Source organism: Acidaminococcus sp. (assembly GCF_050873445.1).
Taxonomy (GTDB): Bacteria; Bacillota; Negativicutes; order Acidaminococcales; family Acidaminococcaceae; genus Acidaminococcus.
Genome location: NZ_JBNMIU010000059.1, coordinates 1 through 13,046, shown reverse-complemented (window position 1 = coordinate 13,046; position 13,046 = coordinate 1). Strand labels below are relative to the sequence as shown.

Sequence of the window (13,046 nt, the reverse complement as noted above, 5' to 3'; positions counted from 1 at the left end):
CACCTGTGGATATGGCGGGGAGCATCGTACTTTCCGTACTTTCGACCTGTCTGCAGAAGAAATACCGGATCCAGGGAAAGCCTGGCTGGGTGGAGCCGCTCAACACTTATGTGATTGTAATTGCCCCGCCGTCCGAAAGAAAGTCATCCGTCCTGCATCTCATGTTGCAGCCGGTCAACGATTACGAGACCGAGTACAACAAACAGAATGCCGCTGCGGTGGAGGCTGGGAAGATGCAGAAACGTGTCCTGGAACGCAGGCAGAAGGCAGTCGAAGACAAGGTCGCCAAGGGAAATGCCAAACCGGAAGAACTGAAACGTATCGCACAGGAGGCCGCTGACTTTGAGGAAGTAAGCCCCATGCAGCTTTATGTGGATGACATCACCACTGAAAAACTGGTAGCCGTCATTGCCAAAAATCACGGCCATGCAGCTCTCATTTCCAGTGAAGGAGGTATCTTCGACACCCTCTCCGGTATCTATACGAAGACGGTCAATATCGATGTCATGCTGAAGGGGTACTCCGGAGATACGATCCGAGTGGACCGTATCGGGCGCGAGAGTGAAAGCATTATGGATCCGGCACTGACGATCCTCCTGATGGCACAGCCGAACGTGGTCTCATCCGTATTGAGCAACACCACATTCCGGGGACGCGGTCTTACGGCGAGGTTCCTGTACAGCATGCCAGTCTCGTCAGTGGGAAAAAGAAAGTATCGGAGTAAAGCTGTGACGGACGAAACCTACCGCGGCTATGAACAGCTTGTGGTGAATCTCCTGGAAGATGAGTATCCGGAAAAACCGCAGACCATCACACTCTCTCCGGAAGCGGACAGGGAGCTTGAAGCATTCGCAAACTGGCTGGAGCCGAAGCTCACAAACGACTATGCAGAAATGGCTGACTGGGCCGGAAAGCTTGTCGGCAATGTACTGCGCATATCCGGACTCCTTTGCAGGGCTTCCGTTTACCAAAGCCATGACTTTCTTATGGTGCAGGATGCCTTGTCCGTCACCGGGAAAACCATGTCAGATGCGATACGTCTTGGAAAATATTATCTTAACCATGCACAGGCCGCCTATTCCGTCCTGCCGGAAAATGACATGTACGAGAACGGGAACCTGATCCTCCAGAAAATCAGGGAGCGGCGTCTCACCGCCTTTGACAGGCGGGAAGCTATGCGCATGTGCCGGAGGTTTAAGACCGTGGACAGCATCCAGCCGGTTCTCGACTTCCTTGAGGATTACGGGTACATCATGCAAAAACCGCAGAAATACTCAGGCACGGGCAGGCCACCACTGCCCAAATATGCCATCAACCCCTGGTTGAAGGAGCATTGACTGGGTTCTGTCCTTTTGTCCTGAGGTTGTCCTGATTTTTGTGGTCAGTCTCAGAGCAGGCACCATGCGGGTTTCCGGCTTTGTCCTTTTTGTCCGAAAACTATAAAAAAGTAAAAAGTACTTACTTACTCTATATATTATTCTACTAAAAAATATAAAAATATTTATTTAGGGACAAAACAGACAAAATGGACAAAACCCGGAAAGCCAGAAAATACGGGGGTTTTAACACTATGGGTGATGAATCAGAGGAAAAAATGGCTGATGGCAGAAAGGACAAAAGTTATTTTGCCCGCAGCCAGAAAATATTACGCGAATGGGGAGCACCGCTCTCAGGATGGCATTGCCAGGAAGTTTATGATGTACGAGAAGATGACATGGAGGCGCCGCTTCACACCTGTGAGCTCTGCGGCTGCAGGAAGGTACGGTTTGTGCATGTGATGAGGCATCCTGACTACTTTGAGGATGTAGCCGTTGGCTGCATCTGCGCCGGAGTCATGGAAGGGGATATCCTTGCCGCCAGGGAACGGGAACGGCTTATGCGGAACCGTTCCAAACGGAAACGCAGTTTTCCAGGACGCAAATGGGAGCAGACCTCGCATGGCTGGCGTCTCACTTATCACGGAGAGCAGATTCTCATTGGACGCAGCCGCCGCAATCCGAAACATCTCGGCGTGAAGTGCCGCGGTAAGTGCATCTGGACCTATAAGGGGAAGCCCATCAGAAACTTTCTCTCCGCCGCCTACGCCGCATTTAATCTTGTTGACCCAATACCGGAGGTGAATCATGAAGAATGAAAAGCAGATAGAGCAAAAGCTGGTGACGGAAACGAGGAAGAAAGGCGGACTGGCTGTGAAGTTCGTTTCCCCTGGATATGCTGGTATGCCAGATCGGCTGGTTCTTCTCCCTGGTGGGAAGCTGGCCTTTGTGGAAGTGAAAGCACCGGGGAAGAAACCACGGATGCTGCAGGTGAAACGGCATGAAATGCTTCGGGAGCTGGGGTTCCAGGTGTTCGTCCTGGATGCCACAGAAGATATCCCCGGGCTGCTGGAGACCATTGCGGAAGGAGGTGATGCCCAATGAAGTTCATACCCCATGCATACCAGACCTATGCCATCGAGTACATCAAGACCCACCCGGTGACGGCTCTCCTGCTGGATATGGGCTTAGGTTCGGCAAGACGGTGACGACCTTGACGGCTATTCGGGATTTGATGTATGACTCCTTTGAAGTCCACCGGGTTTTGATCGTTGGACCCCTCAGAGTAGCGAGAGATACATGGCCGGAAGAAATCCGGAAGTGGGACCACCTGAAGGACCTGACCTGCAGCGTGGTCGTGGGGTCCGTGACGGAACGGAGGCGGGCCCTCCAGAAGCCAGCGGACCTTTACATCGTGAACCGGGAAAACCTGGTGTGGCTTTGTAAGAACTGCCGGCTGGATTTTGACATGGTGGTCCTGGATGAACTGTCCTCTTTCAAGAACCAGCAGGCCCAGCGGTTCAAAGCCATGAAGGCCCTGCGGCCCAAGGTGAAACGGATCGTGGGCCTTACCGGGACACCCAGCGGCAATGGTCTTATGGACCTGTGGGCGGAGTTCCGGCTCCTGGACATGGGAGAGCGGCTGGGGAGATACATCAGCCAGTACCGGAACACCTATTTCCAGCCGGACAAACGGAACGGGATGGTGGTGTTTTCCTACAAGCCCTTGCCGGAAGCAGAGGACGCCATCTACAAAAAGATCGCGGACATCACCGTGTCCATGAAGGCCACAGACTATTTGCAGATGCCGGACCTGGTGCGTGTGAAAACCGAGGTTAATCTTTCGGACTCGGAGCGGAAGCGGTATAATGACTTCAAAAAGTCTCTCGTGCTGGAACTGCCGGGAGGCGAGGTGACGGCAGCCAATGCGGCCTCCCTTACGCTGAAGTTGACCCAAATGGCCAACGGAGCCATCTACACCGATGACGGAAAGACCATCCATCTCCATGACCGAAAGCTTGATGCCCTGGAAGACCTGGTGGAAAGCGCCAATGGCCGGCCGGTCCTTGTGGCCTACTGGTTCCGGCATGACAAGGAACGGATCTGTCAGAGGATGGAAGCCAGGGAACTGAAGGAGAGCAGGGACTTTGCCGACTGGAACGCCGGGAAGATCCCGGTGGCCCTGATCCATCCGGCTTCTGCCGGGCACGGCCTCAACCTGCAGCAGGGCGGGTCCATTCTGATCTGGTTCGGGCTCACCTGGAGTTTGGAACTCTACCAGCAGACGGTGGCCCGGCTCTGGCGGCAGGGACAAACCAGCCGGACGGTGATCGTCCAGCACATTGTGACGAAAGGCACCATGGACGAACGGATCCTGAAGGCCCTGGAGAAGAAAGACAGTTCCCAGGCGGATCTCATTGAAGCCGTCAAAGCGGATTTGGAGGGAAAAGCATGAACGCGAAAGAGTACTTGCAACAGGGATTCTACCTGGATAAGAAAATAGAGAGCAATCTTCGGGAAGTGGCCGAGCTCCGGCATCTTTGCCTGGGCATCTCAGCAGCCGGGCTGGAAGAAAGCCACAACCCCAACCGGCCCACGGAAGCCCCCTTCGTCCGGACCATCGAGAAGATCTGGGAGCGGGAGCAGGAAATCAACCGGGAAGTGGACCGGCTGGTGGACCTGAAGTATGAGATTGGCCAGGTCATCGACCGGGTGGAAGACGAAGCCCAGCGGCTGGTCCTCCGGGACCGGTACATCCACTTCGATGCCTGGGAGGACATTGCCCGGAGCATGGGCAAAGGGATCCGGTGGATCTACGCCGTCCACAGTGATGGGGTGGCGGCCGTTGAAAAAATTTTGGAGGAGCGCAGTAAAATGCAGTAACAATGCACTAGAATTCAACAGCCCCTTCGTGGTATGATAGAATCACCAGAAAAGGGAATAAAGAGAAGCCTTGCGGGATATAAGAATCCTACAAGGCTTTTTTCATGCCCGAAGGGAGGTGGCAGCGTTGCCCAGAAAACCGAAACGCCCCTGTTCTTATCCAGGCTGCCCGAACCTGACGGACGGTCGGTACTGTGAGAAGCATCAGAAGATCATCGCCAAGCGGTACGAAAAGTATGAACGCAGTCCTGTGAGTAAAAAACGGTACGGCCGGACCTGGAAGAAGATCCGAGATGCTTACGTAGCCAGCCATCCTCTTTGCGAACTGTGTCTGAAGCATGACCGGTATGTGGTGGCGGAAGAAGTTCACCATAAGAAACCGCTGGCGGAAGGCGGCACCCATGCCTGGAACAACCTGATTGCCCTATGCAAAGCCTGTCACGCAAGGATTCATGCCCAAAGAGGAGATCGATGGCACCAAAAAGTCACAAGAAAAAGTGGACTATCAGAATGATAAATCTGAAACAAAGTGATATACCCAGGGGGCGTATGAATCTCTGGAAGCCCGGAAAGCCAGAACGGGCGAGGGGTCACGCACGAAAAAAACGCGTATTCAAAAAGGGTATTGACCCATGGAAATAAGGGGGTGTGAAAAATAGCCAAAGACGGAACCATGCGAGGGGGACTGCGGGTCGGCCAGGGTCGAAAACCCAGGGCCCTTCTGGACAAGCTGCCGGACAATCCGGGGAAGCGGCCTCTTAAGGTGATGGACCTGCCGGAAGGGGCGGATCTATCTGGAGAAGATATGCCGGAACCCAAAGCCTACATGAAGGAAAAGCAGCGGAACGGCGGGAAGCTGGAGGCGGAAGAAATCTACCGGGAAACCTGGCTGTGGCTGAAGGCCCGGCACTGCGAGAAACTGGTAAGCCCTCAGCTCATCAGCCAGTACGCCATGGCGGTGTCCCGGTGGATCCAGTGCGAACATGCCATTTCGGAATATGGCTTTCTGGCCAAGCACCCCACCACCAATGCGGCCATTGCTTCTCCATACGTGACCATGGGCCAGAACTACATGAAGCAGGTGAACCAGATCTGGTATCAGATCTACCAGGTGGTGAAGGAAAACTGCTCCGTGGAGTTTGCCGGCAACACGCCCCAGGATGACGTGATGGAACGGCTGCTGCGGTCGCGGAAGGTATAGCATGACAGCAAGAGAATTCATTTCCCGGCTGAGGGGATATCCCCTCACCAAACAACAGATCAAAACATTACGAGGACAAGCCCTTTGTGGGGACCTGAACGGTGCCCGCAGGGGGCTTGCTGCGATTATAAGGAGAAACATGGCATGGAGAAAACAACCAAAGAGATGAGGCTCCTCCCCGTCGATGAGCTGATTCCCTATGTAAATAACGCCCGGACCCATTCCCCGGAACAGATTAACAAGCTCCGGGCCAGCCTGCGGGAATTCGGGTTCATCAACCCGGTGATCATCGATAAGGACAAGAACATCATTGCCGGCCATGGTCGGGTGATGGCAGCCCGGGAAGAAGGGATCAAAGAAGTGCCCTGCGTCCTGGTGGACTATCTTACCGAAGCCCAGAAGAAAGCCTATATCCTGGCCGACAACCGGATGGCCCTGGATGCCGGATGGGACGAAGAAATGCTGCGGGTGGAAATTGAATCCCTCCAGGGAGCGGACTTTGATGTGAGCCTCACCGGCTTTAGCGATGACGAAATCGCCCATATCTTCGATGAAGAAACAGAAGCCAAAGAAGACGACTTCAACGTGGAAGAAGAACTGCAGAAGCCGGTGTTTTCCAAAGCCGGGGACCTCTGGCAGCTGGGCAAGCACCGGGTCCTGTGCGGGGATTCTACCAAGCCGGAAACTTATGCTCAGTTGATGGATGGAGTAAAGCCAAACCTGGTCCTGACGGATCCTCCGTACCTGGTCAACCTCCGGAGTACTTCTGGGAAGATCAGGAACGATGATCTGAACGACCAGGAAGGGTACGAGTTCCTGAAAAAGGCCTTCACCTGCTTCCATGATGCCATGGCGGCGGACGCCTCCATCTATGTGTTCTACGCCACCATGAAGGCCCGGGTCTTTTACGACGCTTTCGAAGATGCCGGTTTCAAAGTGGGAGCTGGCCTGATCTGGAAAAAGCCCAAGGCCCCCTTTATGCGCACCGACTGGAAGTTTAACATGGAACCCATTATCTTCGGGTGGCGGAAAGACGGAAAACACAACTGGTACGGGGACCAGAAACAGAAAGCAGTCTTTGAGTTTGACGGGATCAAGAACAGCAAAGAGGACGGTTTCGGGCACCCCTCCAGTAAGCCGGTGCCCATGCTGGCCTATCTGATCAAGCTGAGCAGCCAGATCAACGGGGTGGTGCTGGACGGATTCCTGGGGTCTGCTTCCACCCTCATGGCCTGCGACCAGCTGGGCCGGATCTGTTATGGGGTGGAGCTGGAACCCAAGTTCGTGGATGTGGCGGTGAAGCGGTACCTGGCTTCCCACGAAGGGGAGCAGGACAGCGTGACCGTCCTGCGAAATGGGAAAACATACACCTACCAGGAAGTTGTGGGCGGAGAAAAATAAAGAACAAAAAGGGCTACATTTTGCTTGCTATTATTCGCCTTTAGAGTGATTAATAACAGTACCAAAATACCCTAAGGAGGTACCAATCATGAAGGTCGAATACAACAGACAAGGTGCAGCGAGAAAAGAACTGGTCCAGGCCATCAGCGCCATTACGGGAGAAAAGGCAAAGTACCTTTTTCTTCCCACCAAGGCTTACCGGATCGGCAGCATTATGGTGTGGAAAAACGGTGCCATGGAATGTGAAGACGGAGAACTGTTCCAGAAGGTGGTAAAAGAACTGGAAGCCAGAGGATTCAAGCCAGAAGAAACGGCTGCAGAACAGGCAGCAACGGAAGAAACTCCGGAACAAGAACCCGTAAAGGAAACGGCAGAACCGGATGCAAACCCGGAACCAGAACTTTCCCAGGAAACGGCTGAACTGGAAGAAGGGACGGAACCTGAAACAGCCCAGGAACCGGAAGAAACTCCTGAGAAAGTCGACACCCTCACCATTTCCTTTCCGGACGATTTCACGGAAGAAGACTTCGAGAAACTTCAGAACCTGGTGGCCTCTAAAGCCGGCCTTTTCAAAAAGGCCCTGGGGACGGATGACCTGACCATCATCCGCAGCGAAGGGAAAATCAACTTCCCCTGGTTCCACGAAGCGGACGGCGCCAAGGTCCAAGCCTACTCCAGACTGGTGAAGGCCCTGTGCCAGTTTGCCAAGAACGCCAAACGGGTCACGGCCAAAGAACATGAAGTCCCCAACGAGAAATACGCCTTCCGGTGTTTCCTCCTGCGCCTGGGCTTTATCGGGAAGGAATACAAGGATTGCCGAAAGATCCTGCTGGAAAAGCTCAGTGGGTCAGCGGCCTTCCGGAACGGAGGGAAAAAAGATGCGGTTTCCCAATAAAGAGCTGCTGGAATTTCTACAGCAGGAATACCCTCCCGGAACCCGGGTACGCCTTACCCGGATGGACGATCCCCAGGCACCGCCTTTGGGTACGAAAGGCACGGTGACCGGCGTAGATGATATAGGGTCCCTCCTGGTGGTTTGGGACAACGGATCCCACCTTAATGTGATCCATGGGGTGGATGAGGTGCAAAAACTGAATAAAGAAACGAAATAATTAATAATTATTCTCAAAATCCCTTGCTATTCTGTGCGTTTAGAGTGATATATACACATGCCAAAGAACACACAAACCTAGCGAAAGGATGACGAGAAGGATGAAAACACTGCACTTCGGAATTGAAATGGAAATGACGGGGATTACGAGAGAAAAGGCTGCCAACCTGATGGCCGGTTTCTTCGGAACAGGACGGGGCACCTATGAAGGCGGAGCCTACGATACCTACACCGCCCTGGATAACCAAGAACGGACATGGAAAGCCATGAGCGACTCCAGCATCCGACCTCAGAGAAAGGTGGGCGGCCAGATCGAGGGCGCCACCCGGGACTACCGGACGGAAGTGGTAAGCCCCATCCTTTCCTACGACGACATCCCGAAGCTGCAGGAACTGGTACGGACCCTGAGAAAAGCCGGGGCCCTGGTGAACACCTCCTGCGGGATTCACATCCATGTGGGAGCTGAGAAGTTCACCCCGAAAACCCTGCGGAACCTGGTAAACCTGGTGGCCAGCAAGGAAGATATGATCTACCATGCCCTCCAGATCGACGCCCTCCGGGAAGCCAGATACTGCCAGAAGACAGATGAAACCTTCCTCTGGGAACTGAACAAGAAGCAGCCCCGAACCATGGCAGAATTTGCCGACATCTGGTACATCCAGGCACCCTTTGGTCGGGATGAACATTACAACAACAGCCGGTACCACGGGCTCAACCTCCACGCCACCTTCACCAAAGGGACGGTGGAATTCCGGCTTTTCAACGGCACCCTCCACGCCGGGGAAATCAAGGCATACATCCAGTTCTGTCTGGCGGTGGCCCATCAGGCACTGACCCAGAAGAAAGCCTCCGCCAGAAAGACGGAGACGGACAACGAGAAATACGCCTTCCGGTGCTGGATGCTCCGGCTGGGGCTTATCGGGGAAGAATTCAAGACCTGCCGGCTCCACATGCTAAAACACCTCACCGGGAATTCCGCCTGGAGAAACGCCGCCTGAAGGCGGTAGCCACAGGCAGGGGAAGGGGCCGTAAGGCCCTGTTCTTCTTTCTTGTATACTTGCATAAATACGCAGAATTCGCTTGCTATTATGTGCCTTTAGAGTGATTAATGTACATGCCAAAGGGGACAGCCCCCAAAAGCAAAAAGCACATGAAAGCGAGGAAATACCCATGAGAACGATCATTACCCTGGACGCCAAGAAAATCAGTAAGAAAGCAGCCTGTGAAATATACGGAGAGGCCGACGTGAACAAAATGATCCGGGAAGCCAAGAAAGCCTTTTTAGAAGACCCGAATGAAGAAAGTACCTGGTGGATGGGAAACGGAATGCTGACCATCGAGTTCCGGTAAAACAGGGGAAGGGCAGGGGCCAAGCAAAGGCCCCTGTTCCAGAAAAAATGAATAAATACACAGAATTTGCTTGCTATTATCTGCTTTTAGAGTGATATATGTACATGCCAAAAGGCAAAGCACACAACCACAAGGAGGAAAACAAAATGACAAAGATGGAAATGATGGAAAAACTCTACGGGCGCAGCGAGGAACTGGAAAAGAAGTTCGATGCAGCAGAAAAGGTTGGGGATGCCCAGACCATGCAGGCCTGCCGGGATGCCTACCAGGAACTGGTGAAGGAAGTCCAGGCAGAAGGGGAAGACTTCGGGAACATGATGCGGCTTTACAGCGACATGAAAAAGCACGGCAACAGCCTCCTGGACCTTTCCGGAACCTACCAGGAACCGGAAAAGATCCTCAAAGTGTTCCGGGAATTTGGGGTGAAAGAATTCACTTTTTCCTCCACCTGGTCCAGTGCCGTCCAGGTAGCCTGGCAATTTACCCAGCTGGGTTGCAAATTGAAAGGGATGACCGAAATCTACGGATCCGGCCAGAAATTCATGAGCAACGAATACGAAAGAATCCCCGCCTTCCTCTTCAGCCTTTGAGGAACGGGGGACAGCAAGAACCAAGGAGCCTCCGGGCTCCTTTTCTTATACCCAGTAAAAAGAAAGGAGGGAGCACCCATGCGGAAACTCAAAAAATACAAACCGACAAAGTTTAAGGCCAAAACGTCCACCTACAACAAGGAATTGGCGGATTATGCCGTGGCCTTTATTGAGAGCCTGTGCCACACCAAGGGAACCTGGGCGGGCCATCCCTTCGAGCTCATCGACTGGCAGGAACAGATCATCCGGGATCTGTTCGGTACCATAAAGCCCAATGGCTACCGGCAGTTCAACACAGCCTATATCGAGATCCCCAAGAAGCAGGGGAAAAGTGAGCTGGCCGCAGCTGTGGCACTCCTGCTCTGCTGCGGGGACGGGGAAGAAGGGGCCGAAGTCTATGGCTGTGCCGCAGACCGGCAGCAGGCCTCCATCGTTTTTGAAGTAGCGGCCGATATGGTCCGGATGTGCCCGGCTCTCAGCAAGCGGGTCAAGATTCTGTCCTCCCAGAAACGGATGGTGTTTCGTCCCACCAACAGCTTCTACCAGGTTCTTTCGGCAGAGGCCTATTCCAAGCACGGGTTTAATATCCACGGGGTGGTGTTCGATGAACTCCATACCCAGCCCAACCGAGAGCTTTTTGATGTAATGACCAAAGGCTCCGGGGATGCCCGGATGCAGCCCCTGTATTTCCTCATTACCACAGCCGGGACGGATACCCACAGCATCTGCTATGAAGTCCATCAGAAGGCCATGGACATCCTGGAAGGGCGGAAGCATGACCCCACGTTTTACCCTGTCATCTACGGGGCTGCGGAACAGGATGACTGGACCGACCCGAAAGTGTGGAAGAAGGCCAACCCATCCCTTGGAATCACGGTAGGGATCGACAAAGTGAAGGCGGCCTGTGAATCGGCCAAAGAGACACCCAGCGAAGAGAATGTGTTCCGTCAGCTGCGGCTGAACCAATGGGTGAAGCAGTCTGTTCGGTGGATGCCTATGGACAAGTGGGATGCCTGTGCTTTCCCGGTGAGGGAGGAGGATCTGGAAGGACGGATCTGCTACGGCGGCCTGGACCTTTCCAGCACCACGGACATTACAGCCTTCGTGCTGGTGTTCCCTCCTTTGGACGACCAGGACAAGTACTGCATCCTGCCGTACTTCTGGCTGCCAGAAGAAACCCTGCCCCTTCGGGTAAAGCGGGACCATGTGATGTACGACATCTGGGCCCAGCAGGGATTCATCCAGACAACCGAAGGCAATGTCATCCACTACGGGTATATTGAAAAGTTCATCGAGAAGTTGGGTGAACGGTTCAATATCCAGGAAATCGCCTTTGACCGGTGGGGCGCGGTACAGATGGTCCAGAACCTGGAGGGGATGGGCTTTACCGTAGTTCCCTTCGGACAGGGATTCAAGGACATGAGCCCTCCTACCAAGGAGCTTATGAAGCTCACGCTGGAGCAGCGAATTGCTCATGGAGGGCATCCCGTCCTTCGATGGATGATGGATAACATCTACATCCGGAGGGATCCGGCCGGAAACATCAAGGCGGATAAGGAAAAGTCCACGGAAAAGATAGACGGGGCCATTGCCACCATCATGGGCCTGGATCGGGCCATTCGGTGCGGGAACAATGCCCACGAGAGTGTCTACGATTCCCGGGGACTGCTTTTTGTATAGAGAAAAGCCCTGCTCGTTGTGAGTAGGGCTTACGTTTAGAAATTGATTTCGTTCGTGTTCCAGTAATAAATCATTTCCTTTTCTTCTTTTCGTGGACAAGAAAAAATTTCATTTGAACCACAGTAAATGGCTGAGTATTCTTCTCCACCGCGGTTTGTAAAACGATGTAATTTTACTCCTTTTCGTAACCCAATATCATAGATTTCATGAACTGAATCTCTTGCGTTGATCGTTTTTTCATACAAGAACGTTTTAGCAGAAACGGGAAGCCCGTAATAGGCTTCGATAGAACGGTTATCGTTTGTCAGAGTTTCAGCATCATAGCCTGTGAGTTCAACAAGATTTCGAAGCATAGGGACATCTGGGAAACTTTTCCCAGCTTCCCACTTGTAGATTGCATCGTCTGTTAAATGTAACTGATCCCCTAGATCCTTTTGGGTCAGGTTATTGTTTTCTCGATAGCGTCTAATCTTTTCTCCAAATTTCATATCACATTACCTCCTGTTAGCAAGCATAGTACAAGGCTTTTTTTCTGTCACTAGACGCGAAATCGAGTCGTCAATGGGAAAACCGACTAAAAGTCGGTTGCCAAAAAATAAAAGGAGTCTTTCATGAATTTATTTTCCAAACTCTTCAAATCCAGGGACAAGCCCAGAAACAGCCTTCTGGGCGGCGGGCACTGGTTCTTCTTTGGCGGCTCTTCTTCCGGGAAGGCCGTCAATGAACGGTCCGCCATGCAGATGACGGCAGTCTATGCCTGCGTCCGGGTCCTTTCAGAATCCATCGCAGGCTTGCCCCTCCATCTCTTCCGGTACAACCGGGAAGGAAACGGGAAAGTCCGGGAGTTCCAGCATCCCCTTGCGGGGCTTCTTCACGATGCCCCTAACCCGGAGATGACAAGTTTCGTATTCCGGGAGACGCTCATGACCCATCTTCTTCTGTGGGGCAATGCCTTCGCCCAGATCATTCGGAATGGCAGGGGGCAGGTGGTAGCCCTGTATCCCCTGATGCCGGACCGGATGGAAGTGTGCCGGGATGGGGATGGGGAGATTTACTATCTCTATACCAAAGCCACAGACGAAAACCCAAAAATTAAAGAATACGGCACGGTCCGGCTCCGGAAGGAGAACGTGATGCACATTCCCGGCCTTGGCTTTGACGGCCTGGTGGGCTATTCTCCCATCGCAATGGCCAAGAACGCCATCGGCATGGCCATCGCCTGCGAGGAGTTCGGGGCGAAATTTTTCGCCAATGGGGCCTCTCCCAGCGGCGTCCTGGAGCATCCGGGGACCATCAAAGATCCTCAGCGGGTTCGGGAAGCCTGGCAGTCCCAGTTTGGTGGCAGCAGCAATGCCGGCAAAGTGGCCGTCCTGGAAGAAGGCGTGCGCCCAGATGGGCGTCATTGATAGTAGTGTTTGGTACTACCACCCACAATCATGGGTGAGTTGACCTGTCTTACCGCAAAGTGAAAGCTGATACGGGAACATAGCACGACAGGAAAGCGGTAAGTTACT

At 53.3% G+C, this 13,046-nt stretch carries 14 protein-coding genes and 2 pseudogenes; 15 read left to right on the top strand and 1 reads right to left on the bottom strand.

Features of this window, described 5'->3' with window-relative positions; translation table 11 throughout:
- From ACR0QW_RS09585 to ACR0QW_RS09520, 14 genes and pseudogenes are all read left to right on the top strand, one after another.
- Positions 1-1,337: YfjI family protein (locus ACR0QW_RS09585; RefSeq protein ID WP_432643441.1), on the top strand; the 1,337-nt coding region annotated here is incomplete at its 5' end.
- A gap of 233 nt (positions 1,338-1,570) precedes the next feature.
- Positions 1,571-2,134 (top strand): hypothetical protein, encoded by a 564-nt coding sequence (locus ACR0QW_RS09580; RefSeq protein WP_427774520.1) that lies wholly within the window; start codon positions 1,571-1,573, stop codon positions 2,132-2,134.
- The gene (locus ACR0QW_RS09575) at positions 2,124-2,420 is read left to right on the top strand and encodes a VRR-NUC domain-containing protein (protein ID WP_432643440.1); all 297 of its coding nucleotides are present in this window, start codon (positions 2,124-2,126) and stop codon (positions 2,418-2,420) included. Before ACR0QW_RS09580 ends, ACR0QW_RS09575 begins: the two co-directional genes overlap by 11 nt.
- Positions 2,417-3,771 (top strand): annotated as a pseudogene (locus ACR0QW_RS09570) (SNF2-related protein). Before ACR0QW_RS09575 ends, ACR0QW_RS09570 begins: the two are co-directional and overlap by 4 nt.
- Positions 3,768-4,199, top strand: coding sequence for a hypothetical protein (locus tag ACR0QW_RS09565; protein ID WP_432643439.1), 432 nt, complete (start codon positions 3,768-3,770; stop codon positions 4,197-4,199). The pseudogene ACR0QW_RS09570 and the gene ACR0QW_RS09565 overlap by 4 nt, the downstream one beginning before the upstream one ends.
- A gap of 127 nt (positions 4,200-4,326) precedes the next feature.
- Entirely contained in the window at positions 4,327-4,713 is a 387-nt protein-coding gene (locus ACR0QW_RS09560; protein ID WP_432643438.1) for an HNH endonuclease, read from the top strand.
- Between the two features lie 159 nt (positions 4,714-4,872).
- Positions 4,873-5,400, top strand: coding sequence for a P27 family phage terminase small subunit (locus tag ACR0QW_RS09555; RefSeq protein ID WP_343299405.1), 528 nt, complete (start codon positions 4,873-4,875; stop codon positions 5,398-5,400).
- A 144-nt stretch (positions 5,401-5,544) separates the two neighbouring features.
- Positions 5,545-6,801 carry a site-specific DNA-methyltransferase gene (locus tag ACR0QW_RS09550; protein WP_427774515.1) on the top strand — a complete coding sequence of 419 codons (1,257 nt, stop codon included), beginning with the start codon at positions 5,545-5,547 and terminating at the stop codon, positions 6,799-6,801.
- 88 nt (positions 6,802-6,889) lie between these two features.
- Positions 6,890-7,696: a virulence gene (locus tag ACR0QW_RS09545; RefSeq protein WP_118287224.1), complete on the top strand. Its 807-nt coding sequence runs from the start codon at positions 6,890-6,892 to the stop codon at positions 7,694-7,696.
- Positions 7,680-7,913, top strand: a complete 234-nt coding sequence (locus tag ACR0QW_RS09540) for a DUF4314 domain-containing protein (protein WP_432643437.1) — start codon at positions 7,680-7,682, stop codon at positions 7,911-7,913. The genes ACR0QW_RS09545 and ACR0QW_RS09540 overlap by 17 nt, the downstream gene beginning before the upstream one ends.
- A gap of 100 nt (positions 7,914-8,013) precedes the next feature.
- Positions 8,014-8,910, top strand: coding sequence for an amidoligase family protein (locus ACR0QW_RS09535; protein WP_432643436.1), 897 nt, complete (start codon positions 8,014-8,016; stop codon positions 8,908-8,910).
- A 172-nt stretch (positions 8,911-9,082) separates the two neighbouring features.
- Entirely contained in the window at positions 9,083-9,262 is a 180-nt protein-coding gene (locus ACR0QW_RS09530; RefSeq protein ID WP_432643435.1) for a hypothetical protein, read from the top strand.
- 146 nt (positions 9,263-9,408) lie between these two features.
- On the top strand, positions 9,409-9,852 hold the full coding sequence (locus ACR0QW_RS09525) for a DUF7698 family protein (RefSeq protein ID WP_045172480.1): 444 nt from the start codon (positions 9,409-9,411) through the stop codon (positions 9,850-9,852).
- 78 nt (positions 9,853-9,930) lie between these two features.
- Positions 9,931-11,532: a terminase large subunit gene (locus tag ACR0QW_RS09520; RefSeq protein ID WP_279127574.1), complete on the top strand. Its 1,602-nt coding sequence runs from the start codon at positions 9,931-9,933 to the stop codon at positions 11,530-11,532.
- Between the two features lie 35 nt (positions 11,533-11,567).
- Here the strand turns inward: ACR0QW_RS09520 and ACR0QW_RS09515 are convergent, their stop codons facing one another.
- The gene (locus ACR0QW_RS09515; protein ID WP_014128926.1) at positions 11,568-12,020 is read right to left on the bottom strand and encodes a helix-turn-helix domain-containing protein; all 453 of its coding nucleotides are present in this window, start codon (positions 12,018-12,020) and stop codon (positions 11,568-11,570) included.
- Between the two features lie 123 nt (positions 12,021-12,143).
- Here ACR0QW_RS09515 and ACR0QW_RS09510 point away from each other — a divergent pair.
- A pseudogene (locus ACR0QW_RS09510) lies at positions 12,144-12,920 on the top strand (phage portal protein); the annotation flags it as partial.
- Between the last annotated feature and the right edge of the window lie 126 nt (positions 12,921-13,046).